The sequence below is a fragment of the Rhodoferax sp. LS1P39 genome (assembly GCF_056521425.1).
Window position 1 is genome coordinate 474,869 of sequence record NZ_JBWMAV010000002.1, and the last position, 26,918, is coordinate 501,786.

Annotated in this window: 27 protein-coding genes; 17 read left to right on the forward strand and 10 right to left on the reverse strand. The window is 64.0% G+C overall.

The genetic code is table 11. The features are described from left to right. The first annotated feature begins 6 nt into the window (after positions 1-6). Positions 7-831 carry a MinD/ParA family protein gene (locus tag AC097O_RS05570; RefSeq protein ID WP_479591862.1) on the forward strand — a complete coding sequence of 275 codons (825 nt, stop codon included), beginning with the start codon at positions 7-9 and terminating at the stop codon, positions 829-831. Here the strand turns inward: AC097O_RS05570 and AC097O_RS05575 are convergent. From AC097O_RS05575 to folE, 6 genes are all read right to left on the reverse strand, one after another. Continuing rightward, entirely contained in the window at positions 828-2,789 is a 1,962-nt protein-coding gene (locus AC097O_RS05575) for a sensor domain-containing diguanylate cyclase (RefSeq protein WP_479591863.1), read from the reverse strand. The two genes, AC097O_RS05570 and AC097O_RS05575, sit on opposite strands and share 4 nt — an antisense overlap. 2 nt (positions 2,790-2,791) lie before the next feature. Beyond that, entirely contained in the window at positions 2,792-3,460 is a 669-nt protein-coding gene (locus AC097O_RS05580; RefSeq protein ID WP_479591864.1) for a substrate-binding periplasmic protein, read from the reverse strand. 217 nt (positions 3,461-3,677) lie between these two features. Further along, positions 3,678-4,550 (reverse strand): DUF429 domain-containing protein, encoded by an 873-nt coding sequence (locus AC097O_RS05585; RefSeq protein WP_479591865.1) that lies wholly within the window; start codon positions 4,548-4,550, stop codon positions 3,678-3,680. Positions 4,551-4,552: 2 nt separating this feature from the next. Continuing rightward, positions 4,553-5,434, reverse strand: a complete 882-nt coding sequence (locus AC097O_RS05590; RefSeq protein WP_479591866.1) for an EamA family transporter — start codon at positions 5,432-5,434, stop codon at positions 4,553-4,555. Between the two features lie 63 nt (positions 5,435-5,497). Beyond that, positions 5,498-5,920, reverse strand: a complete 423-nt coding sequence (locus tag AC097O_RS05595) for a BLUF domain-containing protein (RefSeq protein ID WP_315185386.1) — start codon at positions 5,918-5,920, stop codon at positions 5,498-5,500. Between the two features lie 4 nt (positions 5,921-5,924). Then, a complete protein-coding gene (gene folE, locus AC097O_RS05600; RefSeq protein ID WP_315185385.1) occupies positions 5,925-6,659 on the reverse strand; it encodes a GTP cyclohydrolase I in 735 nt (244 codons plus the stop codon). A 198-nt stretch (positions 6,660-6,857) separates the two neighbouring features. On the opposite strand from folE, the gene AC097O_RS05605 reads away from it, so the two are divergent. Continuing rightward, positions 6,858-7,238: a nuclear transport factor 2 family protein gene (locus AC097O_RS05605; RefSeq protein ID WP_479591867.1), complete on the forward strand. Its 381-nt coding sequence runs from the start codon at positions 6,858-6,860 to the stop codon at positions 7,236-7,238. Here the strand turns inward: AC097O_RS05605 and AC097O_RS05610 are convergent. Together AC097O_RS05610 and xdhC are read right to left on the reverse strand one after the other, a co-directional pair. Next, positions 7,235-8,455: a urate hydroxylase PuuD gene (locus AC097O_RS05610; RefSeq protein WP_479591868.1), complete on the reverse strand. Its 1,221-nt coding sequence runs from the start codon at positions 8,453-8,455 to the stop codon at positions 7,235-7,237. The genes AC097O_RS05605 and AC097O_RS05610 overlap by 4 nt on opposite strands. Before the next feature lie 120 nt (positions 8,456-8,575). Further along, positions 8,576-9,394 carry a xanthine dehydrogenase accessory protein XdhC gene (gene xdhC / locus AC097O_RS05615; protein WP_479591869.1) on the reverse strand — a complete coding sequence of 273 codons (819 nt, stop codon included), beginning with the start codon at positions 9,392-9,394 and terminating at the stop codon, positions 8,576-8,578. Between the two features lie 26 nt (positions 9,395-9,420). Between xdhC and AC097O_RS05620 the strand changes: the two genes are divergently transcribed. Continuing rightward, complete coding sequence (locus AC097O_RS05620; protein WP_479591870.1) at positions 9,421-9,951, forward strand: hypothetical protein; 531 nt, start codon at positions 9,421-9,423, stop codon at positions 9,949-9,951. Positions 9,952-9,978: 27 nt separating this feature from the next. Here the strand turns inward: AC097O_RS05620 and AC097O_RS05625 are convergent, their stop codons facing one another. Continuing rightward, a complete protein-coding gene (locus tag AC097O_RS05625; protein WP_479591871.1) occupies positions 9,979-10,887 on the reverse strand; it encodes a tripartite tricarboxylate transporter substrate binding protein in 909 nt (302 codons plus the stop codon). A 148-nt stretch (positions 10,888-11,035) separates the two neighbouring features. Then, positions 11,036-11,386: a hydroxyisourate hydrolase gene (gene uraH, locus AC097O_RS05630; RefSeq protein WP_479591872.1), complete on the reverse strand. Its 351-nt coding sequence runs from the start codon at positions 11,384-11,386 to the stop codon at positions 11,036-11,038. Positions 11,387-11,463: 77 nt separating this feature from the next. On the opposite strand from uraH, the gene AC097O_RS05635 reads away from it, so the two are divergent. The 14 genes from AC097O_RS05635 to AC097O_RS05700 all read left to right on the forward strand — a co-directional run bounded on the left by AC097O_RS05635 (position 11,464) and on the right by AC097O_RS05700 (position 26,902). Beyond that, entirely contained in the window at positions 11,464-12,135 is a 672-nt protein-coding gene (locus tag AC097O_RS05635) for a GntR family transcriptional regulator (RefSeq protein ID WP_315185371.1), read from the forward strand. 33 nt (positions 12,136-12,168) lie between these two features. Then, complete coding sequence (gene puuE / locus AC097O_RS05640; protein ID WP_479591873.1) at positions 12,169-13,116, forward strand: allantoinase PuuE; 948 nt, start codon at positions 12,169-12,171, stop codon at positions 13,114-13,116. A 17-nt stretch (positions 13,117-13,133) separates the two neighbouring features. Continuing rightward, positions 13,134-14,897 carry a 2-oxo-4-hydroxy-4-carboxy-5-ureidoimidazoline decarboxylase gene (uraD, locus tag AC097O_RS05645; protein WP_479591874.1) on the forward strand — a complete coding sequence of 588 codons (1,764 nt, stop codon included), beginning with the start codon at positions 13,134-13,136 and terminating at the stop codon, positions 14,895-14,897. Beyond that, a complete protein-coding gene (locus AC097O_RS05650; protein WP_479591875.1) occupies positions 14,894-16,117 on the forward strand; it encodes a M20 family metallopeptidase in 1,224 nt (407 codons plus the stop codon). Before uraD ends, AC097O_RS05650 begins: the two co-directional genes overlap by 4 nt. Positions 16,118-16,223: 106 nt before the next feature. Beyond that, the gene (locus AC097O_RS05655) at positions 16,224-18,536 is read left to right on the forward strand and encodes an NADP-dependent malic enzyme (protein WP_479591876.1); all 2,313 of its coding nucleotides are present in this window, start codon (positions 16,224-16,226) and stop codon (positions 18,534-18,536) included. A gap of 101 nt (positions 18,537-18,637) precedes the next feature. Continuing rightward, entirely contained in the window at positions 18,638-19,669 is a 1,032-nt protein-coding gene (locus tag AC097O_RS05660) for an ABC transporter substrate-binding protein (protein WP_479591877.1), read from the forward strand. 152 nt (positions 19,670-19,821) lie between these two features. Next, a complete protein-coding gene (locus tag AC097O_RS05665) occupies positions 19,822-21,075 on the forward strand; it encodes an ATP-binding protein (protein WP_479591878.1) in 1,254 nt (417 codons plus the stop codon). A gap of 141 nt (positions 21,076-21,216) precedes the next feature. Then, positions 21,217-22,023 carry an ABC transporter ATP-binding protein gene (locus tag AC097O_RS05670; RefSeq protein ID WP_479591879.1) on the forward strand — a complete coding sequence of 269 codons (807 nt, stop codon included), beginning with the start codon at positions 21,217-21,219 and terminating at the stop codon, positions 22,021-22,023. Next, positions 22,020-22,787, forward strand: a complete 768-nt coding sequence (locus AC097O_RS05675) for an ABC transporter permease (RefSeq protein ID WP_479591880.1) — start codon at positions 22,020-22,022, stop codon at positions 22,785-22,787. The genes AC097O_RS05670 and AC097O_RS05675 overlap by 4 nt, the downstream gene beginning before the upstream one ends. Positions 22,788-22,942: 155 nt before the next feature. Continuing rightward, on the forward strand, positions 22,943-23,254 hold the full coding sequence (locus AC097O_RS05680) for a high-potential iron-sulfur protein (protein ID WP_315185355.1): 312 nt from the start codon (positions 22,943-22,945) through the stop codon (positions 23,252-23,254). Next, complete coding sequence (locus tag AC097O_RS05685; RefSeq protein ID WP_479591881.1) at positions 23,254-23,409, forward strand: DUF2256 domain-containing protein; 156 nt, start codon at positions 23,254-23,256, stop codon at positions 23,407-23,409. Before AC097O_RS05680 ends, AC097O_RS05685 begins: the two co-directional genes overlap by 1 nt. Next, on the forward strand, positions 23,402-24,952 hold the full coding sequence (locus AC097O_RS05690; RefSeq protein WP_479591882.1) for a cryptochrome/photolyase family protein: 1,551 nt from the start codon (positions 23,402-23,404) through the stop codon (positions 24,950-24,952). The genes AC097O_RS05685 and AC097O_RS05690 overlap by 8 nt, the downstream gene beginning before the upstream one ends. Further along, complete coding sequence (locus tag AC097O_RS05695) at positions 24,949-26,214, forward strand: FAD-binding domain-containing protein (RefSeq protein WP_479591883.1); 1,266 nt, start codon at positions 24,949-24,951, stop codon at positions 26,212-26,214. Before AC097O_RS05690 ends, AC097O_RS05695 begins: the two co-directional genes overlap by 4 nt. Next, positions 26,153-26,902 carry an SDR family NAD(P)-dependent oxidoreductase gene (locus AC097O_RS05700; protein WP_479591884.1) on the forward strand — a complete coding sequence of 250 codons (750 nt, stop codon included), beginning with the start codon at positions 26,153-26,155 and terminating at the stop codon, positions 26,900-26,902. Before AC097O_RS05695 ends, AC097O_RS05700 begins: the two co-directional genes overlap by 62 nt. Positions 26,903-26,918 lie beyond the last annotated feature (16 nt).

The window sequence follows — 26,918 nt, forward strand, 5'->3', positions numbered from 1 at the left end:
GCCGCGATGAACAACATTCTGAATTCCCCTTCCCCCCTCAGCGGCTCCGGTGCCAAGGTGATCGCCATCACCAGCGGCAAAGGCGGTGTCGGCAAAACCTTTGTGTCGGCCAATCTGGCGGCCGCCCTGGCCAAAAGGGGCCATCGGGTACTGGTGCTGGATGCCGACCTGGGCCTGGCCAACCTGGATGTAGTGCTGAACCTGCACCCCAAGGTCACGCTGCACGACGTGTTTACCGGCAAAGCCACGCTGGACGAGGCCATCGTTAAAGCCCCCGGCGGCTTCTCGGTGCTGTTGGCCGGTTCGGGCATGGTGGAGTACTCGCGCCTGACTCCCGAGGTACGGGACGAATTTCTGCAGGTGGTGCGCACCCTGATGCCGCGTTTCGATGTGCTGTTGCTGGACACCGGTGCGGGCATTTCGGACGTGGTGCTGTTTTCGGTATCGCTGGCCTCCGAAGTGCTGGTGGTGGCCACGCCCGAGCCCACTTCGCTGACCGATGCCTATGCCGCCATCAAGGTGCTGGCCACCCAGCAAAAACGCCAGCACGTGCGCATGGTGATCAACCAGACCGCCCGCCCCGGTGATGGCCGCGCCATCACCACCCAGTTGCAGCAGGTGCTGGACCGTTTTGTCACCAACGGCACCGGTCGCTCGATCCGCCTGATCCATGTGGGCGACATCCCGGCCGATGCCTCGGTACGCGATGCTGTGATGCGCCGCCAGTTATTGATGGTCAACATTCCCGGCTGCCCTGCCGCGCTGGCCGTGTCAGAGCTGGCCCGCAAGCTGGACGAGACCGTGATCTCCCCACCTGAGCCGCGCAATTAGATAGCAGCAGCGGTAGGATCGACGGGCACCAGCGGCGCAAACAGCACCACCTGGTCGCGGCCCTGCTGCTTGGAGCGGTACATCGCCATATCGGCATTCTTGGACAGCTCGATCTCGTCCTTGCCGTGGTCGGGGTAGATGGCCACGCCCGTGCTGGAAGAGATGTGCACCATCTTGCCCGCCACCACCTCAAAGCTCTGGTTCAGCGCCAGGCGGATTTTCTCGGCCACCGCCAGCGCATCGGTGCCGTCGTGCACTGCGGATAGCAGCACCACAAACTCGTCCCCGCCAATGCGGGCCACGGTATCCGAGGCCCGCACGCTGTCATGCATGCGCTGGGCCACGGCCTTGAGCAGCACATCGCCCACCGCGTGGCCCAGGGTGTCGTTCACCGGTTTGAAGTGGTCCAGGTCCACGTATAGCAGAGCCAGCCGCCCCCGGTTGCGGTTGGCCTGGACGATGGCCTGCTTGAGCCGGTCGTCAAACAGTGCCCGGTTGGGCAGGCCGGTCAGGGTATCGTGCTGGGCCATGTGGGCCATGCGGTCTTCAATGGCTTTGCGGCCCGTGATGTCGCGGATCACCCCGACAAAACAGGCCACACCCTTAAAGGTGGCGGGTTGCGCCGACAAGATCCCGACGATGGTCTGGCCCGTCTTGGTGACCAGGCTGACCTCCAGGTTTTCGCAACGCTGGTGTTCGGCCAGTTCCTTGCGGTAACGGCGGCGGTCTTCAGCATCCTTCCAGATCGGCAAGGCCCCTATCGAGATGCTGACCACATCGGCGCGCTCGTAGCCCGTCATGGCGGTAAAGCCTTGGTTGATGTCCACCACCAAACCGTCGGCCTGCTGGGTGATCACCATGCCGTCGGGGCTGCTGTCAAAGATCAGCTCGAAATGTTCCTTGGTTTCGCGCAGTTCGGTGGTCATCTGGGTGGCCATGATGACGGTGCGTGCACGGTCGCTCAGCAGCACCCAGGCCAGCAGGGCCAACACACCACTCAGGACCATGCCGTTGCGGGCAATCATCTGCGCCTTGTGGTGGGCCGGTGAAGCGGCTGCATCGGCGTGCTCCACCATGGCCAGGGTCCAGGTGCGGCCTCCCACCTGCAGATACTCCAGGGTGTCGGCCGAGGCCTGGGTTTTGGGCAAGGGGATGGGATTGGAGTCGAACAGCAGCGACTGGTTGCTGAGTTCTATGCCGTCAAAAATACGCACGTCCACACCACTGGTCTCCACACCCGGCAGCCCTGCCATCCACACATCCATGCGGCACGGTGCCACCACCCAACCCATCAGACCGGCACGCCGAGCGTCCACGGTATCGGTTGGTGCCCCGGGGCGGTAGACCGGCATGAACATGGCAAACCCCACCCGGACATCGGTACCGTTTTGCAGCGTGCGACTGAGCCTGCCGGTAATGGCCGCCGCCCCGGAATCGCGCGCGCGCTCCATGGTGGTCCGGTACACGGCATCGACCAGCAAATCCTGGCCGAGCGGGCCCAGCTTGGCATCCAAAGCCGGTTCCAGTTGCACCAGCGGGGCGTACTCGGGGCGCACACCTTCGGGCGCGAGCGCGTAGCCAGCGCCCAGGGCGCGCATACCGGCCATATGGGCGGGCAGTTCCGCCGCACCGACCAGCGGCACCCAGCCCAGCGCGACCACCCCGGATACATCGGCCCCGAGCTGCAAGGCCTCCACGTAACGGCTGAAGGCTTCTCGCCCCACCGGCATCCCTACCGCGAACAGGCCCTGCACGCCGCGCAGCACCTGCTCCTGGGCGCGCATGCGCTGCTCCACCCGGCTGGCAAAGGCCTGCACATTGGCATCCGCACGCGCGCGGTGGTCCAGCTCGGCGTTGCGGGTTTCAAACTGCCACAGCCACCAGGTGGTGCCCAACGACAACGCCAGTACCAGCACCGCTCCGCCGAGGTGGTGAAGCCAGTTGTCGGGGCGCTTCAATCTCAAAACACCACCATCTCGCGGGCCAGTGCAGGCGGGAAATACTTCTCAAAGATCCGCAGCACCGTACCGTCATTGCGCAAGGACTGCACCACCGCCTGCCACTTGGCGATGTCGGCAGAGGCAATGGATTTCCTGGACATGATGAGCCCGTGCGGCACGGGAGGGTCGTTGAACTCGATGATCTGGGTCGTGTCCTTGATCTGCCGGGCCTGTACATCGCCCACGTCGAAGGGTTCGATCACCATGCCCTGGATACGCCCCAGAGCCAGTACCTGGTAAAGCGGCTCCAAACCCGAGGCATAGCTGACCCGCCCCCCCTGCGCCAGCTTGTCAACCATGCGGTTGGCCGTGGGGCTATAGCGGAAACTGCGGATGGCCCCCAGCTTCATCGCGGGCTGGTCTTCAAAGTCAGACAGCTTCTGCACATTGGTGCTTTTGTTGACCAGCAGGTAATACTTGTTGGAGAAATACCAGGCGAAAGCCGCATAGGTATTGCGCTCCTCGGTGGCAATGCCCGACAGGCTGAAATCCAGCGCGCCAGACTCGATCAACTGCCAGATGCGTGCGCGCGGCAACATACTGACCTGGATGGTGCAGCCACTGCGCTGGGCCAGCGCATCGGCAAAATCCTTGTCAATACCCGCATCCAGTTCGGCTGAGTACAACACGCCATGCACATGCAGGGCCAAGGTAAAAGGTCTGCCGCATTCCGGCCGCTCGTCTGCCGCCCAAGCACCGTGGCATAGGAGCAGCCCGAACAGAAAGACCCCGCACTTGCCAACAAAAGAATACATAAATTGTACGCAATATTTAAAACACTGAAATAAATCGTAAGTATTCGCTGACAACTATACAGCGGCCCAGGCCCGTATCAAGCACTTGGCATCACACGGTGATGATCCAGCCTTCGAGGGGATCTAAATGGCCTGGCAGGCCGTAGCACGGTACACCGACGGCATGCTGTTGCTTGGCCCAGGCGGCTTGCAGCATGCACAACACGGCATCCAGGGCATCGCCACTGGCGTCCGCCAACAGCAAGGCACGCTGGGCCGCCGTGAGTTGCAAGCGCATGCCCAGGCGCAGCGGCCCGTGCACGCCCTGCCCCGCTTCCAGCGCCTGGACCAGGTCGGTCCGCGCCGCCAGCCGTTGCGGGGTTTGCTTGGCCTTGTCGTCGCTTTTGTAGCTGCGCCGCCCGGTGCCCTGGGCACCCGGAGTCCAGCCGTCCAGCACCTCGCGCGCCAGCAGGCCGGGGTAGGCCTCCAGGGCCACGCGCTGCGGGTCACCCGGGTGCAGGCCGGGGAAATCCACCCCGGCTTCCAGCAGCAAGGGCACGCCCGCGTGCAGCATGTAGGCCACGGGTGGATTCACCCATTTCATGGACGGGCTGGAACCCGCCAAAGCATCGCAGGCGCGGTGGGCAAACTTGCCACCCACCGGCCGGGCATCGCAAAACGCGGCAAACAGGCTGCGGATCTGCGCCCGCTCCAACCCCGCAAAATGGCGGATACAGGCAGCCCAGTCCAGCGGCCAGCCCAGGCTCTGCACCAATTCGCGCGGCAGGCCAAACGGCAGATCGAAGCAGCCCACCCAAGCGCGTGGCCGGGCCAGCACGGCGGCAAATGCAGCCAGGGACGGCAGGCGCTCCAGACGCTGCAAGACCACACGCCCCCCGGCCACCTGGCCCCAGGCCAGCACGATGTTTTTACGGGCGCTGGGGCTGCTGGAGAAATCGCAACCCAGGAGTTCGGTGGACTCCATGGCTAGCCCAGCGCCAGTGCCACCACGCCCAGCGCAATGCAGCCCGCGCCCAGCAGCCGGGTGCCGCGCTGCCCCTCGCCCAGCAAGTGTCCGCCCAGCAGCGCGGCAAACAGCATGGACACCTCGCGCGCCGGGGCCACGTGGGACAGTGGCGCGGTTTGCACCGCATACAGCACCAGCACGTACGACACGGGGCTCAGAATGCCCACCAGCAGCGCGTAGCGCCATTGCGCCTGCCACAACAGCCGGGCCGCAGGCAGGTCGCGCAGCACGGTAGAGCCCATCAGGCCCATGCGCAGAACATTGCTGGCGTAGTCGAACATGATGGGCGAGACCAGCAGCACCTTGACCGCGTAGCCGTCGGCCACGGTGTAGCAGGCGATGCACATGCCGGTGAGCGCGCCGTAGCGCAGGCCGGCCCGCAGGCGGGCGGCGTTGACCGGGTCGCGCGGAGCCCGCCACAGGCCGGGGCCCCCGGCGATCAAAAACACCCCCGTCACCACGCCGACCAAGCCCAGGGCACCCCAGAGGCTCAGGCGTTCGCCCAGCAACAGCACAGCGGCCAGCGACGAAATCAGCGGCCCCAGCCCGCGCGCCAGCGGGTACACCACGGTCAGGTCGGCCTTGCGGTAGCCGCGCAGCAGCACCACAAAGTACAGGGCGTGCACGCAGGCACTGAGGGCCAGCATGCCCCACTGGGTAGCGTTCCAGCGGGGTACTTCATCCACCCCCAGCCAGAGGGCCACCGGGGCCCACACAACCACGCCCACCATCCCGGAAAACACGGCAAAGCGCGCATCACCACCGGCTTTTTTGGCGGCAATATTCCAGCTGGCGTGGATCAGGCCCGCCAACAGCACCAGACATAGGGCAAAAACAGACATGCGAAAGTACAAAAACCCGCAAGTCGGTCAAGGCTTGCGGGTTAGATGGGTGGAGTGAGACGGTTAGACGCGCCCGACGATAGAAGCGGTGGCCATAAGCTCTTCCAGCAGCGCCAGCGATACCTTGCCCGACACCGCATACGGGTCGAGCTCGGGCTTTTCGGCATATTTCAGCAGAATCGACTGGTTAAGCTTCAAGATGTTGACCTGGCCCATGGTCCAGCCGCCAAAGCGGCGCTCGGAGATTTCTTCGAAGTGCAGCAAGGCCACGTCTTTGTGCCGTGCATCGCGCTGGATATGGCCGTAGAGCTCGTTGACCGGCATGCGCCCGCCTTCGATGGCCTGCAAAAAGATGCCGCCGCCGTAGCACAGGATGCCGGTGATACCGCAGGCCGGGTTGTACTGGCGCGACTGGGCCAGGATGGCTTCAATGGCACCCGCACTGGTGTCCAGCGCGCGGCTGGCGTAGAGCAAACGTACAAGCATGGCGTTAGCCTTTTCTAGGAATGAGAGACAAAAATTCGCGGCGCAGGTTCGAATCCTTCAGGAACGCACCGCGCATGACCGAGTTGATCATCTTGCTGTCCATGTCTTTCACGCCGCGCCAGCCCATGCAGTAGTGGCTGGCTTCCATGACGATGGCCAGGCCGTCGGGCTGGGTTTTTTCCTGGATCAGGTCGGCCAGTTGCACCACGGCCTCTTCCTGGATTTGCGGGCGGCCCATGATCCATTCGGCCAGGCGTGCGTACTTGGACAAGCCAATCACGTTGGTGTGCTCATTGGGCAGCACGCCGATCCAGATCTTGCCGATCACCGGGCACAGGTGGTGCGAGCAGGCGCTGCGCACAGTGATGGGGCCAACGATCATCAGCTCGTTCAAGTGCTCGGCGTTGGGGAATTCGGTGATGTTGGGGGCTGCCACGTAGCGGCCCTGGAACACCTCTTTGAGGTACATCTTGGCGACGCGGCGCGCGGTGTTGTTGGTGTTGTGGTCGCGGTCGGTGTCGATCACCATGCTGCTGAGCACGCCCTGCATTTTGTCGGTGACTTCGTCGAGCAGCAGTTCCAACTCACCAGGCTGGATGAACTCGGAAATGTTGTCGTTGGCGTTGAACCGCTTGCGCGCGGCCTGCAGCCGTTCACGGATCTTGACGGAGACAGGTGTGCCTTCACCGTCGCGGGCATCGGCCAGCGCAACAGAATTCATAGCGTCGGGTGTTTTCATTAACATCCAAGAATGGTAGCAGGGCAGGCGGACCGGCTGCACGGGGATGGTGCAAAGACCTTTGGCAAGCTTTGTGCAAGCCGTTTTCAAAGCGCTTGCAGCGCACCGGATAATCACCCCATCGCGGCCCTGTGCCGTTTCGCATTCTGCCGGACCGGCCTGCGCCGTGCCCAATGGCAAACCACCTAAAAAGAAGCTATGGACAACATCAATCTACTGAACACCCGCGAAGACTGGTATGCCGCATTTTTCGCCGGTGACACCGACTACATGGCCAGTGTGCAAGCCGACTCGTTTTGCGTGGTGCATGCCAGCGGCGTGCAATCCAAATGGGAGCAGCTGCACGGCATCTCGCGTGCGGTGCAGGCCGATCTGTGGTTCCCCGACACCGCCTACAAGCAGGATGCCAGCCTGTCCCTGCAGTACCACGGTGAATTTGCCGTGGTCTCGGGCCAAAGCCAGACGCTGATCGACGACACGCCGCACAGCAGCGTGTTCTTCAGCGAGCTGTGGCGCAAAACGCCGGGCGACTGGCAACTCATGCACCTGCACTTCACGCCGGTGCCTGACGCAGCCTAGTTCACCGGCGCACCGCCCTCGAACCATTGCCCGATCAGCGCGCGCTCGGCATCGGTGATGCCGGTGGAGTTGTTCATGGGCATGATTTTGGTGACCACCGCCTGCTGGTAGACCATCTGCGCGTGCAGCTTCAGGTCGGCGGGCGAGTCCAGCCGCACGTTCTTCATCTGCACCTGCGCGCCATGGCACTGGGTGCAGCGCTGGGCAATGACCGCCTGCACTTTTTCATAAGAAATTACCGGCTTGGCGCTTATTCCATCGGCGTTAGCAGCTACTGATTGTGTAGCAGGCAGGGGTTTTATCCAGACGATGGCACCGGCAATCACTGCCAGGCCTACCAGCGCGTAGCCTATGGGGTGGCGATTGCGACCCAGCAGGTAGCCGTGGCGCAGCACAAAAAACTGCCGGATCGCCGCGCCTGCCAGCATCATCAGCACCAGCACCAGCCAGTTCTGCGGGTGGGTGTAGGTGAAGCTGTAGTGGTTGCTGAGCATGGCAAACAGCACCGGCAGGGTGAAGTAGGTGTTGTGCACGCTGCGCTGCTTGCCGCGCTGGCCGTGGATGGGGTCGATGGGTCGGCCGGCCTTGATGTCGGCCACCACGGTGCGCTGGCCCGGGATGATCCAGAAGAACACGTTGGCGCTCATGGTGGTGGCGATCATGGCGCCCACCAGCAAAAAGGCCGCACGCCCGGCAAACCAATGGCAGGCCAGCCAGGATGCGGCACACACCAGCACCGCCACCAACGCACCCACGATGGCATCGCCACCTTTGCGCTTGCCAAAAATCTGGCAAATGCAGTCGTAGGCCATCCAGAACACCACAAAAAACGCCAACGCCACGCTCACCGCTGCACCACTGGACCAGTCCATCAGCGACTTGTCGACCAAATAGGTGCTGGCGTTCCACAGGTACGACACGGTAAACAGCGAGAAGCCGGTCAGCCAGGTGGAATAGCTTTCCCAGTAAAACCAGTGCAGGTGCTTGGGCAACTGCGGCGGCGCACCGGCAAACTTCACCGGGTGGTAGAAGCCGCCGCCGTGCACGGCCCACAGCTCGCCGCTCACGCCCTGCTTCTTGAGATCGTCATCGACCGGCGGGGTCAGGCTGCTGTCCAAAAAGACGAAGTAAAAAGACGAGCCAATCCAGGCGATGGCGGTAATGACGTGGACCCAGCGCAGCAGCAGGTTGGCCCAGTCGAGGTAATAGCTTTCCATGTGTCACTCACCCTTTGACAGCAATATTGCGATGCCCACCACTGCGGGCGCTGTAGGCACTAAAAAGGTCACGCACAAAAGCCTGGGGAGCTGGCTTTGCACCGCTGCGACCGGTTGATTCTAGGCAGTAAGCCTTTGCAACAACTGTGCCGCCACGGCGACGGCAATCACCTCGGGCTCTTTGCCAGGGATACCAGGCACGCCAATCGGGCAGGTGACCTGGGCCAGCTCGGCCTCGGTGAACCCCTTTGCCACCAGCCGTTGGCGAAAACTGGCCCACTTGGTCTGGCTACCAATCAGGCCGATGAAGGGCAAGTCGCCCCGGCTGCGCTGGCGCTGCAGGCAGGCGGCCACGATGTCCAGGTCTTCGGCATGGCTAAAGCTCATGATGAGCACCTGGCTGCCGGGAGCAATATCGTGCACCGCCCGCTGCACCGGTTCGGAATGCTCGCAGCGCACGGTGTCTGGCAGCTCGGTGGGGAAGATGCCGTCGCGGCTGTCGATCCACGCCAGGGCAAACGGCAGCCGTGCCAGCACCTGCACCAGCGCGTGGCCCACATGGCCGCCGCCAAACAAGGCCACGGGTGGATGCACCTGGGCCAGGTCGGTGCGCAGGCGGTCGGTATCGGCCAAGCCGAGCAGTTCAAACCGCAGATGCACCACGCCCCCGCAGCACTGCCCCAAACTGGGGCCCAGCGGGTAGCGGATGACCTCGGCACCCAGGGCACCGTTCAGGCGGGCACGCGCCTCGGCCATGGCCTGGAATTCGAGTTGGCCGCCGCCGATGGTACCCACCAGTTGGTCGGCCAGCACCGCCATCCAGGTGCCCGGCCCGCGCGGCACCGAGCCTTGGGTAGACTGCACCGTAACCAGCACGGCAGGCGCGGTTTGCAAATGTTGGAGTAAAACGTCTGAATTTTTCACATTCCCAGTATGCATGGGCGGCCCTCGGCCCCCGACACACCATGAAAAAAGCTTCCTATCTGCGCTGGACCCTGGCCAGCCTGTCCACCACCCTCGCCGCTTTGTTGGCGGGTTGCGGCTCCGGGCCTGGGCCCACCACACCCACGGCCAGCCCGTCGGCGACCCCCGGCGCGCCGGCGACCCAATCGCAGCCCGAAGCCCCCGTGCCTGCGGCGGTGGCACCGCCCAAAATCTCCACCGCCAGCACGCCGCGCGACTACCGCCGCGATGCCGCCCGCCACCTGTACAACCGCAATGCCGAGCGCATCCACCAGGGCAAGCTACAGCCCCACCTGTACGCCATCGGGGTGTTGGAAGTGCACCTGGACCGCAAAGGCCTGGTCACCGGCCTGCACTGGCTGCGCGCGCCCAAACACGCGCCCGAGGTGATCACCGAAATCGAACGCACCGTGCGCGCTGCAGCCCCTTTTCCGCCGCCTTCACGCCTGGGCCGCGTCACCTACACCGACACCTGGCTGTGGAACAAGAACGGCCAGTTCCAGCTGGACACACTGACCGAGGGGCAGTTGTGAAAACGCTCTCAGCCCTCCAGCGCGGGGCTATTCCAGCTTGAGGTTCTGGGTTTTGACCACGTTGCGCCAGGCGCGGTAATCGGCTTCGATGAAATGCCCCAGCAGCGCGGGTGAGCCGGGCGCGGCCTCCACCGCATCGGCCTTGAAGCGGGCCACCACCTCGGGCATCACCACCACCTGCTGGATAGCGGCATTGAGTTGCCCGACGATGGCCGCTGGCGTGCCTGCCGGGGCCATCAGAGCAAAGTAGTTCACCACGTCAACACCGGGAAAACCGGCCTCGGCCATGCTGGGTACATCCGGCAAGGCGCTGGAACGCTTGGCGCTGGTCACGGCCAAGGGACGCACCCGGCCATCCTTGATGAAGGGCAGCAGCGCCGGGATGGTGCCGGTGACCAACTGCACATGGCCAGCCAGCATGTCCATGGTGGCCGGGGCCACGCCACGGTAGGGAATGTGGGTAATAAAGGTGCCGGTGCGCGCCTTCAGCAGTTCCAGCACCAGGTGGTTGACCCCGCCCGCACCGGCAGAGCCGTAGTTCAGCGCGCCGGGCTTTTGCCGGGCCATGCCGATCAGCTCCTTCATGGTCCGCACGGGCACCTGGCTGCTGGTGGCCCACACCAGAGGGCCGCTCGCCACCATGCCTACCGGCACAAAGTCGCGCAGGGGGTCGTAGTGGGCGCTGGGCATGGCCGCAGCCACGGTGGTGAAGGGCGATGCCACCAGCAGCAAGGTGTAGCCATCGGGGGCCGCAGCCGCCACCGCCTGGGTGCCGATGGCACCCGACGCGCCGGTGCGGTTTTCCACCACAAAGCTGGCCCCCAGCACCTCGCCGAGCTTTTGGGCCATCAAGCGGCCCATGGCATCGGTGCCCGCCCCGGGCGCAAACGGCACCACGATCTTGACCGGCTTCTCGGGATAAGCGGCTTGCGCCACCGCAACATCCGATACAGCTATAAAAAAAATAGCTGCTACCGCCGATAGAATATGGCGTACAGGCCTATTTCTTATAAATTTAACCACCGCAACACCTCCTGATTGAGGAGCCGATTCTGGCAAAACACTAAGTCGTGGGCATGACAACTTAGCTGCCGCGGTAGGTGGAGTAACTCCAGGGGCTGACCAGCAGCGGCACATGGTAATGCTGGCGAGGGTCGGCAATACCAAAGTCCAGGCTCACCCGGTGTAAAAAGTTCGGCTCGGGTAAGGCCACACCCTGGGCCTTAAAGTAGGCTTCCACATCAAACGTGAGCCTGTAGGTGCCCACTTGCAGGCTGGTGGCATCCAGCAAAAGGCCTTCGCTGCGGCCATCGGCGTTGGTTACAAAACGCTTGATCAGCGTGCTGTTCTCCCCCTGTGTGGTGTAAAGTTCCACCGCCATACCGGCCGCCGGGCTGCCGTGCATAGTATCCAAAACGTGTGTGCTCAATCCCATACGTGTCCTCACTTAATCAAATACGTTGTAACCAAACAAATTTGTATACAGTACAAATTTTGCGTTATTATGGTGGTATGGAATCCACCACGACCAATACCAATACGATCGTCGAAGCCCTGACCAAGGCGATTGTTGAGCACCGGCTCCACCCCGGCACCAAACTGGCTGAACAAAAGCTGGCCGACCATTTTGGTGTATCGCGCACCCTGGTCCGACAAGCCCTGTTCCAGCTCTCGCAAAACCGCCTGATCCGCCTGGAGCCCGCGCGCGGCGCCTTTGTGGCTGCGCCGTCGGTCACCGAGGCGCGACAGGTGTTTTCGGTGCGCCGCATGCTGGAGGCGGAGCTGGTGCGCGCCCTGGTGCGCGACATCACCCCAAGCAAAATCAAGGCCTTGAAAGAGCAGGCCGTGATCGAAAAGGCTGCGCTCAAGGACAAAGACCTGACCAACCGCACCGAAGTGTTGGGTAATTTCCACATCCGCATGGCCGAGCTGCTGGACAACGATGTACTGGTGCAAATGATGGTGGAGCTGCTGTCGCGCTGCTCGCTCATCACCCTGATGTACCAGACCGACAACCCCACCGACCACGCCTGCGCCGACCACGACGAGCTCATCAAAGCCCTGGCCGCCAAAGACGAAGACCTGGCCGTGCGTTTGATCGGCCAGCACCTGCACAACGTTGAGGCCAACCTCACCTTTGACCGCAAGATCCCCAGCAACGACATTGCCATGGCGCTGGCCTGACGCACTGGCCTGACTTGTGCTTATCCGAGTGCCATGACCGAGACTTCTGCCTCCTACCCACGTGACTTGGTCGGCTATGGCCGCAACGTCCCCCACGCCCAGTGGCCCAACCGGGCCAAGATCGCGGTGCAGTTCGTACTCAACTACGAAGAAGGCGGCGAAAACAATGTGCTGCACGGCGATGCGGCCTCGGAAACCTTTTTGTCCGAGCTGATCACCGCCCAACCCTTCCCCGACCGGCACATGACCATCGAGTCGATGTACGAATACGGCTCGCGGGCGGGCTCCTGGCGCATCCTGCGCGAGTTCGAAAAGCGCGGTCTGCCGCTCACCATCTTCGGCGTGTCCATGGCGCTGGAGCGGCATCCTGAGCTAACCCAGGCCTTCGTCGACCTGGGCCATGAAATCGCCTGCCACGGCTGGCGCTGGATCCACTACCAAAACCTGCCCGAAGCCACCGAGCGCGAGCACATGGCCGTGGGTGCCGAAATCATCCGCAAGATGACCGGCGGCCAGTGGCCCCAAGGCTGGTACACCGGCCGCGACAGCCCCAACACCCGCCGCCTGCTGGCCGACCAGGGCGGCTTCAGCTACGACAGCGACTACTACGGCGACGACCTGCCGTTCTGGCTGCCCACCACCAAAACCGACGGCACGGTGGAGCCGCGGCTGGTCATCCCGTATTCGCTGGACACCAACGACATGCGCTGCGTGCAGGTGCAGGGCTTCAACACCGGCGACCACTTTCTGCAGTACCTGAAAGACAGCTTTGACGTGCTCTACGCCGAGGGCGAAGACGCACCCAAGATGATGAGCATCGGCATGCACTGCCGGGTGCTGGGCCGACCGGGCCGGTTTGGGGCGCTGCAAAAATTTCTGGACTACGTGCAAAGCCATGAGCGGGTGTGGATTTGCCGCCGCATCGACATCGCCGAACACTGGCAAAAAGTCCACCCTTACCGCCCTGCAACCATCCTCTAGCCGCCTTGTAAACACCCATGCCCCTGACGCTCGCTTTCCTCAACACCGCTCCCCAGCACGAGGTACTGCAGCAGCTGCCCGGCCTGTACGAACACTCTCCCTGGATCGCAGAAAAAGCCCTGGCCGCGCGGCCCTTCGCCTCGTTGGCGGGGTTCAAGTACGCCATGGTGCAGGTGCTGGCCGCAGCCGGTGTACAGGCCCAGCTGGACCTGATCCGCGCCCACCCCGAGCTCGCAGGCAAAGCCGCCGAACCGCTCACCGCCGAATCCAGCCACGAGCAAAACCAGGCCGGCCTGACGCGCTGCACGCCGCAAGAGCTGGCCCAGTTGCAGCAGCTCAATGCCGACTACGGCCAGAAGTTTGGCTTCCCGTTCATCCTGGCGGTGCGCGGGCCGCGCGGCACGGGCTTGCGCAAGCAGGAGATCATCGACACGTTTGTGCGCCGACTGCGCAACCCGGCCGACTTTGAGCACGCCGAAGCGCTGCGCAACATCCACCGCATCGTCGAAATCCGCCTCAACGACGCGTTCGACACGCACCCCCCGCAGGGCAACACGGTGTGGGACTGGCAAGAAGATTTAAGCGTGCACACCGACCCCGGCTATGCCGAACATGGCCAGCTCACCGTCACCTACCTGACCGACGCGCACCGCGCCTGCGCCGCCCAGATCGCCCAGAACATGCACGATTGCGGCTTTGACACCGTGCAGATCGATGCCGTGGGCAATGTGGTGGGCCGCTATCTCGCATCCACCGAAGATGCCAAAACCCTGCTGACGGGCAGCCACTATGACACCGTGCGCAACGGCGGCAAATACGATGGCCGCCTGGGCATTTTTGTGCCCATGGCCTGCGTGCAGGCCATGGCCCAACAAGGCAAGCGCCTGCCGTTCCACTTCGAAGTGGTAGGTTTTGCCGAAGAAGAAGGCCAGCGCTACAAAGCCACCTTCCTCGGCTCCGGCGCGTTGATCGGCCACTTCAACCCCGTCTGGCTGGACCAGACCGATGTAGACGGCATCCGCATGCGCAGCGCCATGGCCGATGCGGGTTTGCAGATCAACGACATCCCCGCCCTGCAGCGCAATCCGGCCGACTACCTGGGCTTTGTCGAAGTCCACATCGAGCAGGGCCCGGTGCTCAACGAGCTGGATATTCCCTTGGGCGTCGTCACCTCCATCAACGGCAGCGTGCGCTACACCGGCGAGGTACTGGGCGTGGCCTGCCACGCGGGCACCACGCCCATGAACCGCCGCCGCGATGCGGCCACCGCCGTGGCCGAACTGGCGCTGTACGTGGAGCAACGCGCCGGGCAAGACGGCGACTCGGTCGGCACCGTGGGCATGCTGCAGGTGCCCAACGGCTCCATCAACGTGGTGCCCGGCCAGTGCAACTTCAGCCTGGACCTGCGAGCCCCCAACAACGCCCAGCGCGATGCCCTGGCCAACGATGTGGTCGCCCAGCTGCAATCCATCTGCGACCGCCGGGGCCTGCGCTACACCCTGGAAGAAACCATGCGCGCCGCCGCCGCACCCAGCGCGCCGGTGTGGCAGCAGCACTGGGAAGCTGCCGTCAATGCCCTGGGCGTGCCCCTGCACCGCATGCCCAGCGGCGCGGGCCACGACGCCATGAAGCTGCACGAAGTGATGCCCCAGGCCATGCTGTTTGTGCGCGGCCAAAACGCCGGTATCAGCCACAACCCGCTGGAAAGCAGCACCGCAGACGACATGCAACTGGCCGTCGACGCTTTTTCTCATCTTTTGAATAACTTGATCACCCCATGACAGATTACGCCCCGCTCGATGCCTGGATCGACCAGCATTTCGACGAAGAAGTCGCCTTTTTGCAAGAGCTCATCCGCGTCCCCACCGATACCCCGCCCGGTAACAACGCCCCCCACGCCGACCGCGCCGCGACTCTTCTGGAAGCCATGGGTCTGGCGGTGGAAAAGCACCCCGTGCCCGCCGCCGAAGTCAGCGCCGCCGGCATGGAATCCATCACCAACCTGGTGGTGCGTCGCAAATACGGCCCAGGCAAGACCATCGCCCTGAACGCCCATGGCGACGTGGTCCCGCCCGGCGACGGCTGGACCCACCCGCCCTACGGCGGCGAGATTGCCGACGGCCACATCTTTGGCCGCGCCACAGCGGTGAGCAAGGGCGACTTCGCCAGTTTCACCTTTGCGGTGCGGGCGCTCGAATCCCTGGGCCTGCCGCTCCAAGGTGCGGTGGAACTGCACTTCACCTACGACGAAGAGTTCGGCGGCGAACTCGGCCCCGGCTGGCTGCTCAAAAACAACATCGTTAATCCCGACCTGATGATCGCCGCAGGCTTTTCCTACCAAGTCGTCACCGCGCACAACGGCTGCCTGCAGATGGAAGTCACCGTACACGGCAAGATGGCCCATGCCGCCATACCCGAGAGCGGCGTAGACGCACTGCACGGCGCGGTACAAATACTGAACGCCCTGTACGCGCAAAACACGCTGTACCAAAAAGTCACCTCGGGCGTGGAAGGCATCACCCACCCCTACCTGAACGTGGGCACGATCACCGGCGGCACCAATACCAACGTTGTGCCCGGCAAGGTCACGTTCAAGCTCGACCGCCGCATGATCCCCGAAGAGAACCCGGTCGAGGTCGAAGCCAACATCCGCCAGGTGATTGCCGATGCCGCCGCCCTCCAGCCCGGCATCACGGTAGACATTAAACGCCTGCTGCTGGCCCATTCCATGCAGCCCCTGCCCGGCAACCAGCCGCTGGTCGATGCCATCCAGAAGCACGGCATGGCGGTGTTTGGCGAGGCCATTCCGGCCATGGGCACCCCCCTGTACACCGACGTGCGGCTGTACGCGGCTGCGGGCATCCCCGGCGTGATCTACGGCGCGGGCCCGCGCACCGTGCTGGAGTCGCACGCCAAGCGCGCCGACGAGCGCCTGCACCTGGAAGACCTGCGCCGCGCCACCAAGGTGATCGCCCGCACGCTGGCCGACCTGCTGGCATAAATGGATACATTTTTTGCATCGAGATAGGTAGTCTCCACCGGGACTACCTGCTATTGCTTGCGGTAGGCTTACACGGTCAAAAACACCAACGAGGACACTGAGCAAAATGGCCAAAGACATTTCTCCCGCAGAAATGGCGCTGCGCGACGCAGCCCGCGAATACCACTGCACCCCCACCAAGGGGAAAATCTCGGTCAACGCGACCAAGCCGCTGTCCAACCAGCGCGATCTGTCGCTGGCCTACTCGCCCGGTGTGGCCTACCCCTGCCTGGACATCCAGCGCGACCCGTCGCTGGCGGCCGAATACACCTCGCGCGGCAACCTGGTCGGCGTGATCACCAACGGCACGGCGGTGCTGGGCCTGGGCAACATCGGCCCGCTGGCTTCCAAGCCGGTGATGGAGGGCAAGGGCTGTTTGTTCAAGAAATTCGCCGGTATCGACGTGTTCGACATCGAGCTGGCCGAAAACGACCCCGACAAGCTGGTGGACATCATTGCCGCCATGGAACCCACCCTGGGCGGTGTGAACCTGGAAGACATCAAAGCGCCAGAGTGCTTCTACATCGAGCAAAAACTGCGCGAGCGCATGAACATCCCGGTGTTCCACGATGACCAGCACGGCACGGCCATCATCTCGTCGGCGGCGCTGCTCAACGGCCTGGAGCTGGTGGGCAAGAAGATCGAAGACGTGAAGGTGGCGGTATCCGGTGCCGGTGCCGCGGCCATCGCCTGCCTGGACGTGATGGTGGGCCTGGGCGTGCAGCGCAAGAACATCTACGCCTGCGACTCCAAGGGCATCATCTACCATGGCCGCCCCGGCGGTTTTGATGCCTCCAAAGAGCGCTACGCCCAGGACACCTCGGCCCGCACGCTGGCCGACGCAGTGAACAATGCCGACGTGTTTCTGGGTTGCTCCGCCGCCGGGGTGCTCACCGCCGAGATGGTCAAGACCATGGCCGCCAAGCCCATCATCCTGGCGCTGGCCAACCCCGAGCCCGAAATCCGCCCCGAACTGGCCAAGGCCGTGCGCCCCGATTGCATCATTGCCACCGGCCGCTCGGACTACCCGAACCAGGTCAACAACGTGCTGTGCTTCCCGTACATCTTCCGCGGCGCACTGGACTGCGGCGCGACCAAGATCACCGAAGCCATGAAGCTGGCCTGCGTGCGCCAGATTGCCGACCTGGCCAAGGCCGACATCAGCGAAGAAGTGGCCGCCGCCTACGCGGGCAAAGAGCTGGTGTTTGGCAGCGAATACCTGATCCCCACGCCGTTTGACTCGCGCCTGATTCTGCGCATCGCACCTGCCGTGGCCAAGGCCGCCGAAGAGTCCGGCGTGGCCACCCGCCCCATCCAGGACTACGAGGCCTACCGCCAGAGCCTGATGCGCTTTGTCTACCAAACCGGCATGGTCATGCGCCCGGTGTTTAGCACCGCCAAGGCCGTGCCCGCCGGTGGCAAGCGCGTGGCCTATGCCGAAGGCGAAGACGACCGCGTGCTGCGCGCCGCCCAGGTGGCCGTGGACGAAAACCTGGCCCACCCCATCCTGATCGGCCGCCCCGCCGTCATCGAAGCCCGCATCCTCAAAGCCGGTCTGCGCATCCGCGTGGGCGTGGACGTGGAAGTGGTCAACCCCGAAGACGACTCGCGCTTTCGCCAGTACTGGGAGACCTACCACCAGCTGATGGGCCGCCGCGGCGTATCGCAAGACGTGGCCAAGGCCGCCGTACGCCGCTCCAACACCACCATTGCCGCGCTAATGGTGCGCCTGGGCGATGCCGATGCCATGCTGTGCGGCTTGCTGGGCCGCTACGAAGGGCATCTGGAGCATGTGCGCAACATCATTGGTTTGAAAAAAGGCGCTTCCGGCTTTGCCGCGCTGAACGCACTGTTGCTGGACACGCATACCCTGTTCATCACCGACGCGTTTGTCAACGAAGAGCCCACGGCCGAACAGCTGGCCAGCATTGCGGTGATGGCCGCCGACGAGGTCACCCGCTTCGGCCTGCCACCCAAGGTGGCGTTTCTGTCGCACTCCAACTACGGCTCTTCAGACCGCCCCTCGGCCCGCAAAATGCGCACCGCCCGCGAATTGTTTGCCGCCATGGCCCCTGACATCGAGTCCGATGGCGAACTGCAAGGCGATGCGGCACTCATGCAACCCATGCGTGAAGCCGCCCTGATGGATGCTGAAACCAGCCTGCACGGTGCCGCCAACCTGCTGGTCTGCCCCAACCTGGACGCGGCCAACATCCTGTTCAACGTGCTGAAAGTCACCGCTGGCCATGGCGTGACCGTCGGCCCCATCTTGCTGGGTGCAGCCGCTTCGGCACACATCCTCACGCCCTCGGCCACGGTGCGCCGGGTCGTGAACATGACGGCCCTGGCCGTCGCCAACGCAGCCACTTTGCACAAGTAGCCCGCTGCACCCCCTCAGAAAAGCGCACTTTTATAGTGCGCTTTTTCGTTGGGTGGCACCTTTATTGCTGTAACGTCTGGATACCCATTCGGAGCATCCCCATGAAAAAACGCAGCTTTCTGCACACCACCCTGGCCAGCGCCGCCCTGCTGCTGGCCGCCCCCGCTTTTGCCCAGGCCACACCCATCAAATTCCAGCTCGACTGGCGCTTCGAAGGTCCGGCGGCGCTGTTCCTCACGCCTGCGGCCAAGGGCTATTTCAAGGATGCCAAACTGGACGTGACCATCGACGTAGGCAATGGCTCGGGCGGCACCGTGACGCGCGTGGCCTCGGGGGCCTACGACATGGGCTTTGCCGACATGGCCGCGCTGATGGAATTTCACGCCAACAACCCCGACGCGCCCAACAAGCCGGTGGCGGTGATGATGGTCTACGCCGACACCCCGGCCTCGGTGATGGTGCTGAAAAAATCCGGCATCAAAACCCCCGCCGACCTGAGCGGCAAAAAGCTCGGTGCCCCGGTGTTTGACGCAGGCCGCCGCGCCTTCCCCATCTTTGCCAAGGCCAACGGCATCAGCGGCGTGCAATGGACCAGCATGGATCCGCCGCTGCGCGAAACCATGCTGGTGCGCGGCGACGTGGATGCCATCACCGGCTTCACCTTCACCTCGCTGCTGAACCTGGAAGCCCGCGGCACCAAGGCGGAGGACGTGCTGGTCATGCCCTACCCGCAGTTTGGCGTAAAGCTGTACGGCAACGCCATCATCGCCTCGCCCAAGTTGATCAAGGAGAACCCCGCCGCCGTCAAAGCCTTTTTGCAGGCCTTTGCCAAGGGCATGCGCGAAGTCATCGCCCGGCCCGCCGTGGCCATCGAAGACGTGAAGGCCCGCGACGGCATCATCAACGGTGCCCTGGAGCTGCGCCGCCTGAACATGGCCATCGACACCGCCATCAACACCCCCAACGCCCGCGCCGAAGGTTTCGGCCAGACCACCCCGCCCCGCCTGTCGCTGATGGCCTCGCAGGTGTCGGATGCGTTCGCCACCAAAACGCGGGTCAATCCCGATGCGGTATGGAACGGCAGTTTCCTGCCCAGTGCGGCTGAATTGAACGTATTGCCGGGCAAGAAGTAGTTACTACAGTTTTCGTAGCTTCTCACGCTTATTGAATAAGCGCTAGCGGCCTATTTCTTATAAATCCATGGCGATCCAGGCATGTTGAAACTGCGCCATCGCGGGCTTCCTAACTATAAAATAGCGGAACCTCTACTATAAAAATAGCGGACATGCCATTGCCCTCCACACTAGGCATCCAGCGCTGGCTGGCCCCCGCCGTCTTTGAAGCCTTGCAGACGCGCAGGGTGGTGGTGCTGGCCGGGGCGCGGCAGTGCGGCAAGACCACGCTGGCCAAGGTCGTGGCCGCGCCTGAGAGCGTGCTCTACCGCACCCTGGACGACGCGGGGCTGCTGGCCGCAGCGCTGGCCGATCCGCACGGCTTTGTGGCGCATGGCGATGGGCTGATGGTGATTGACGAAATCCAGCGCGCCCCGGCCCTGCTGATGGCCATCAAAAAAGAGGCCGATGAACACCCCCGGCCCGGGCGCTTTTTGCTCACGGGCTCGGCCAACATCCAAAGCCTGCCCAGCGTGACCGAATCGCTGGCCGGGCGCGTCAGCACCCTGCGCCTGCGGCCATTCAGTGAGGGAGAAATGGCCGGTGCCGCCCCGCACTTCATCGCCCGCGCCCTGCGCCAGGACTGGGATGGCCTGGGGCCCGGCCCCAGCAAAGACGAGGTGCTGCAAAAGGCCCTGCGCGGCGGCTACCCCGAAGTGCAGGCCCTGCCCGCCAAAAGCGTGCGCCGCTGGCACACCGACTACTTGGCCGCCCTGATGGCGCGCGACCTGCAAGACATTGCCCAGATCCGCCGCAAAGACAGTATGGCGCAGCTGCTGGAGGTGCTGGCCGCTTGGTCGTGCAAGCTGATGGACACCAGCGCCATTGGCGCGCAACTGGCACTGGCCCGGCCCACGCTGGAGTCGTACATCAACGCACTGGAATCGCTGTTTCTGGTCGAGCGGCTGCGACCCTGGACGCGCACCGACTACGCCCGCGTGGGCAAGCAAGACAAGCTGGTCATGACCGACACCGGCCTGGTCGCCAGCCTGCTGCGCTGGCAGTTTGACACTGCCCGCCTGGATGCCGACCAGAGCGGCAAGCTGGTGGAAGGCTTTGTCTACGCCCAACTGGCGGCCCAGCTCGATGCCCAGGACGAGCCGCACCAGCTCGCCCACTACCGCGACCGCGAGCAGCGCGAGATCGACTTTGTGGTGACCACGCCCGACGGCAGCACCCTGGGCATCGAGGTCAAGGCCGGTTCGGCCGTCAGCGCCGACAGCTTCAAACACCTGCGCTGGTTCCAGGACCGCATGGTGCCGCCCGGCCAGGTGTTTGTGGGGCTGGTGCTGTACACCGGCGAGCAGGTGCTGCGCTTTGGCCCGAATCTGTGGGCCGTGCCCATGCATGCGCTGTGGAGCCACTAAGTGATTTACCCAGGACTTACGCAAGTTCCCCCTGTAAGCCCGAAGGGCGATACAGGGGCGCTGCGTAAATCCTATTACTATCTTTTCCATAGCTTCTCACGCTTATTAAATAAGCGCTAGCGGCCTATTTCTTATAAATCTGTGAACACACCTCCTTTTGTAGATTTCTCCGATGTCTGGCTCGCCTACAACGACACGCTGCGGGCGCAAGGCCAGTTTGCGGTGGAGGCCATCGACCTGCAGGTGCAGCAGGGCGAGTTCATCGCCATCGTCGGGCCGTCGGGCTGCGGCAAGTCCACCTTCATGAAGCTGGCCACGGGGCTGAAGATGCCGTCCCGGGGCAATATCCGCATCGACGGCCAGCCGGTCACCGGGCCGCTGAAGATTTCGGGCATGGCCTTCCAGGCACCGTCGCTGCTGCCCTGGCGCACCACGGTAGACAACGTGCTGCTGCCGCTGGAGATCGTGGAGCCCTACCGCTCCAACTTCAAGGCTAAGCGCAAGGAATACGTCGAGCGTGCCCGCCAGTTGCTGCAAAAGGTGGGGCTGGGCGGCTACGAGGACAAGTTCCCCTGGCAGCTCTCGGGCGGCATGCAGCAGCGCGCCAGCATTTGCCGCGCACTCATCCACGAGCCCAAGATGCTGCTGCTCGACGAGCCCTTTGGCGCGCTGGATGCCTTTACCCGCGAGGAGCTGTGGTGCATCCTGCGCGACCTGTGGACCGAGCAGCGCTTCAACGTGATTCTGGTCACGCACGACCTGCGCGAAAGCGTGTTTCTGGCCGACACGGTGTACGTGATGGGCAAGAGCCCGGGCCGCTTCATGCACAAACAGCACATCAACCTGCCCCGCCCGCGCGACCTGGAGCTGACCTACACCCCAGAATTCACCGACATCGTGCACGCCCTGCGCGGCCACATCGGCAACTTCCGAAAGGCCACGCCATGAACCCCAAAACCCTGGAACGCTGGTCGCCCTGGGTGCTGCTAGTAGCCATCCTGCTGCTGTGGCAGGGCATTTGCACCGCGTTCAACGTGTCGGAATTCATCTTCCCCAGCCCCTGGCGCATCTGGACGCAGCTGGTCGAATTCAAAGGCACCATCGCCGCCCATGCCTGGCGCACCTACTGGGTCACGATGGCGGGGTTCGGCCTGGCGATTGTGGTGGGCGTGCTGCTGGGCTTTGTGGTGGGCAGCTCGCGCCTGGCGTACGCCGCCATCTACCCGCTGATGACGGCGTTTAATGCCCTGCCCAAGGCCGCGTTTGTGCCGATTCTGGTGGTGTGGTTTGGCATCGGCACCGGCCCGGCCATCCTCACCGCGTTTTTGATCAGCTTTTTCCCCATCATGGTCAACATTGCCACCGGCCTGGCCACGCTGGAGCCCGAGCTGGAAGACGTGCTGCGCGTGCTGGGTGCCAAGCGCTGGGACGTGCTCACCAAGGTGGGCCTGCCGCGCTCCATGCCCTATTTTTTCGGCTCGCTCAAAGTGGCCATCACCCTGGCGTTTGTGGGCACCACGGTGTCGGAGATGACCGCCGCCAACGAAGGCATTGGCTACCTGCTGATCTCGGCCGGCTCCAGCATGCAGATGGGCCTGGCCTTTGCCGGGCTGATGGTGGTGGGCGCGATGGCCATGGTGATGTACGAGCTGTTCAGCTTTATCGAGAAGCACACCACCGGCTGGGCGCACCGGGGATCACAGGGTGAGTAAGAAGGGTGACTGGCTAGTATCAGACTAACCCGCTGCGTATTGATGTCGATCAAAGCAGCGTGCGCAGGTGTTGCGTATGCTCCGGCCACCGTTACTTTTGACGGAGGCAGTCCGCCGGTATTCCCCTTTAGGAACATCGGCAGGAGATACCCAAAATGACCCACCCACGACGCGTTTTCCTCATGGCCATCGCAGCCACCGGCACAGCCCTGACCACCCTCTCCACCGGCGCGCGCGCCCAGGCCAAGGTGGATGAAAAAGACCCCCAGGCCGCCGCCCTCGGCTACGCCGCCGACTCCACCAAGGTCGATGCCAAAAAGTACCCCAAGCACGCCGCCGCACAGCTATGCAGCAACTGCGCGCTGTACCAGGGCAAACCGGCCGATGCCACCGGTGGCTGCCCGCTGTTTGCAGGCAAAGTGGTCGCCGGTAAAGGCTGGTGCAGCGCCTGGGCCAAGAAGGCCTGATGCCTCTCACAGGTTTCAAAGGCAACAAGCAGTCCCTGCCCAGCAAGCCCTGCGTGGCCTGCGGCAGGGCCATGGCCTGGCGTAAAAGCTGGGCCAAAAACTGGGCCGAGGTGAAGTACTGCTCGGATGCCTGCCGAAAGAACAAGAATGCTTAGAAACCTGGTCATCGTGCTGGGCGACCAGCTGGACATGGCCTCCAGCGCCTTCGACGAATTCGACCCCGCGCAGGATGCCGTGTGGATGGCCGAGGTGGCCGAGGAGTCCACCCACATCTGGTCCAGCAAGCAGCGCATCGCCCTGTTTCTGGCCGCCATGCGCCACTTTGCCCAAGGCCTGCGCGATGCGGGCATGCCCGTGCACTACACCCGGTTGGAGCAGTCGGACAACCGGGGCAGCCTGGCCGCCGAACTACAATTTGCTATTAAAAATCTAGCAGCTCACGCTTTGGTACTAAGCGGTGCAGGCGATTTTCGTGTGTACCAATCCATCCGGGCCGTGGCCAAAGAAGCCGGTGTGCCGCTGGACGTGCGCGAAGACCGCCACTTCTATGCCACCGTGCGCCAGTTTGCCGAGCACGCCAAAGACCGCAAATCGCTGCGCATGGAGTATTTCTACCGCGAAATGCGCCGCCGCCACGGCGTGCTGATGGACGGCGACCAGCCCACCGGCGGCCAGTGGAACTTCGATGCCGAGAACCGCGAAGCCTTTGGCAAAACCGGCCCCGGCAGCGTGCCCGCCCGCACCACCTTCGCGCCCGATGCCACCACGCAGGAAGTGATGGACCTGGTCAACACCCGCTTCGCCAGCCACCCCGGCACGCTGCACAGCTTTGCCTGGCCCGTCACCCGCGCACAGGCGCTGCAATCGCTGGATGCCTTCATAGCAGAGCGCCTGCCCCTGTTTGGCCGCTACCAGGATGCCCTGTGGCCGGGCGAGACCTGGCTGTACCACTCGCACCTGTCGGCGGCGATGAACCTCAAGCTGCTGAACCCCCGCGAAGTGGTGGCCGCCGCCGAGGCCGCCTACCACGCCGGTGCCGCCCCCCTGGCCTGTGTGGAAGGCTTCATCCGCCAGATCCTGGGCTGGCGCGAATACGTGCGCGGCATCTACTGGACGCAGATGCCTGCTTACGCCGACCGCAACGCCCTCAACGCCCAGGAGCCCCTGCCCGCCTGGTACTGGACCGGCCAGACCGACATGGCCTGCCTGCGCGACGCGATCGAGCAAACCCTGGCGCACGGTTACAGCCACCACATCCAGCGCCTCATGGTCACCGGCCTGTTCGCCCTGCTGCTGGGCGTGCAGCCGCAACAGGTGCACGCCTGGTACTTGTCGGTCTACGTGGACGCGGTGGAATGGGTGGAGCTGCCCAATACCTTGGGCATGGCGATGTACGCCGACGGCGGCCTGATGGCCAGCAAACCCTACATCGCTACCGGCAAGTACATCGAACGCATGGGCAGCAAACAGCACTGCGCCAGTTGCCGCTACGACCCAGCCCAGCGCGAAGGCGAACGCGCCTGCCCCTACACCACGCTGTACTGGGACTTTCTGGCGCGGCACGAAAAGATGCTCACCGCCAACCCGCGCATGTCCTTGCAAGTCCGCAACCTGGCTCGCCTGAGCGACACCCAAAAGCAGGCCGTGGCCGAGCGCGCCGCCGCCATCCGCAGCGGTGCCGTGGGGGCCAGTGCATGAGCTTCGAGCCTACTCTGGCAGCAGCACAGGCCCGCCTCAAAGCGGTACGCCCCGCCGACTACGCCCGCAGCCGCAACGCCATCGAAGGAGCGGTCACCGGCTTATCGCCCTACATCACCCATGGCTTTGTCACCCTGCCCGAGGTGCTGGCAGGCGTGGCGGCGCAGCACCGGCTGAACGTGGGCCATAAATTCGTCTTCGAGCTGGGCTGGCGCGAATACTTTCGCCATGTGTGGCAGCACCTGGGCTCCGGCATCTTGCAGTCGCTGCACGAGGGGTTGCTGCCCAAAAACGCCTATGCCGCCGAGATGCCCGATGACATCCGCCAGGCCCGCACCGGCATCCCGGCCATCGACACCGCCGTGCGCACGCTCTACGCCACCGGCTACTTGCACAACCACGCCCGCATGTGGCTGGCCAGCTACGTGGTGCACATCCGCAAAGTGCATTGGCGTGCCGGGGCCGACTGGATGCTGGCCCACCTGCTCGACGGCGACCTGGCCAGCAACCACCTGAGCTGGCAATGGGTGGCGGGCACGGGCAGCACCAAGCCGTATTTGTTCAACGCCGAGAACGTCTCCAAGTACGCCCCGCCCGACTGGCACAGCCCCGGCAGCGTGATCGACACCAGCTACGCCGCGCTGGATGCCATCGCTCGCAGCCCGCGTGCCGTGGCCGGGCTGCCAGGAGCCGAAGGCGTAGAAGAGCCCGCTGTGTCCTCCACCCCGCCGAACTCCACCGCGCCCGATGCCGCGCTGGTCACTGGCCGCGATGTCTGGCTGGTCCATCCCTGGGCGCTGCGCCTGGCGCCAGACCTGCCTGCCGACACGCTGTGCATCGGCATCTACCTTGCAGAATTTCATAGCGCCTGGCCCTGGAGCGATAAGCGCTGGAGCTTTGTAAGCACCCGTATGGCCGAGCTGACCACCGCCCGCTGGCACGCCGACACCGCCACGCTGCACCAGGCCCTGCGCGGCGCGCGATCGGTGCATACCGTGGCCGATCCGCACGTGGATCTGAGCGCCCTGGCCCAGGTCCAGCCCGCTCCGCTCTTGTTTGCCGAAGTCGCCCGCCCCTGCACTTCGTTCTCGCAGTGGTGGACGCGCACGACCCGTGGCATCACCCAGCTGCACGACTTGCCCGGACTGGCCAGCCTGTCGGCAGGCCCCTTGTTTGATCCCCCTCCAGAAAGCACACCCCATGACAACCACATCTCCTCAGATCGCTCTGGTGACCGGCGCACGCGGTGGCATAGGCCGTGAAGTCGTCGCCCAGTTGCGCCTGGCAGGCCACCGGGTAGCCGCCGTAGGCCGCGATGCCGCCGCACTGGCCGACGTACCCGCCGATGCCCATATCGCCGCCGACACCACCACGTTTGAGGGCACCGCAGAAGCCATCGCCGCTTGCGTGGCCCAGCTAGGCGGCCCGCCCACCCTGCTGGCCCACTGCGTCGGCAGCACCTTGATTGCGCCCCTGCACCGCAGCACCGCAGCCCAGTACCGCGAAGTCATGCGCATCAACCTGGACAGCGCCTTCTTCATGCTGCAAGCCTGGGTGGAAGCCCTGCGCATGGCCAAGCTGCAAGGCGCGGCGGTACTGGCCTCCAGTGTGGTCTCGCGCATCGGCGTGGCCAACCACGAAGCGATAGCGGCAGCCAAAGGCGGCATCGAAGCCCTGGCCCGCAGTGCAGCAGCCACCTACGCCCCGCTAGGCCTGCGCGTCAACGTAGTGGCCCCCGGCATGACCGACACCCCCATGACCGCCAGCATGCTGCGCATGGACGCGATGCGCGAAGGCGCGGGCAAGCAATATCCGCTGGGCGGCGTGCAAACCGCTGTGCAGGTAGCGGATGCCATGGCCTGGCTGCTGAGCGACGGCGCGGCACGGATTACGGGGCAGGTGATTGCGGTGGATGGTGGATTCACCACCGTGCGGCCGCTGGTGAAGTAGGTGGGGTGGCTGGCAG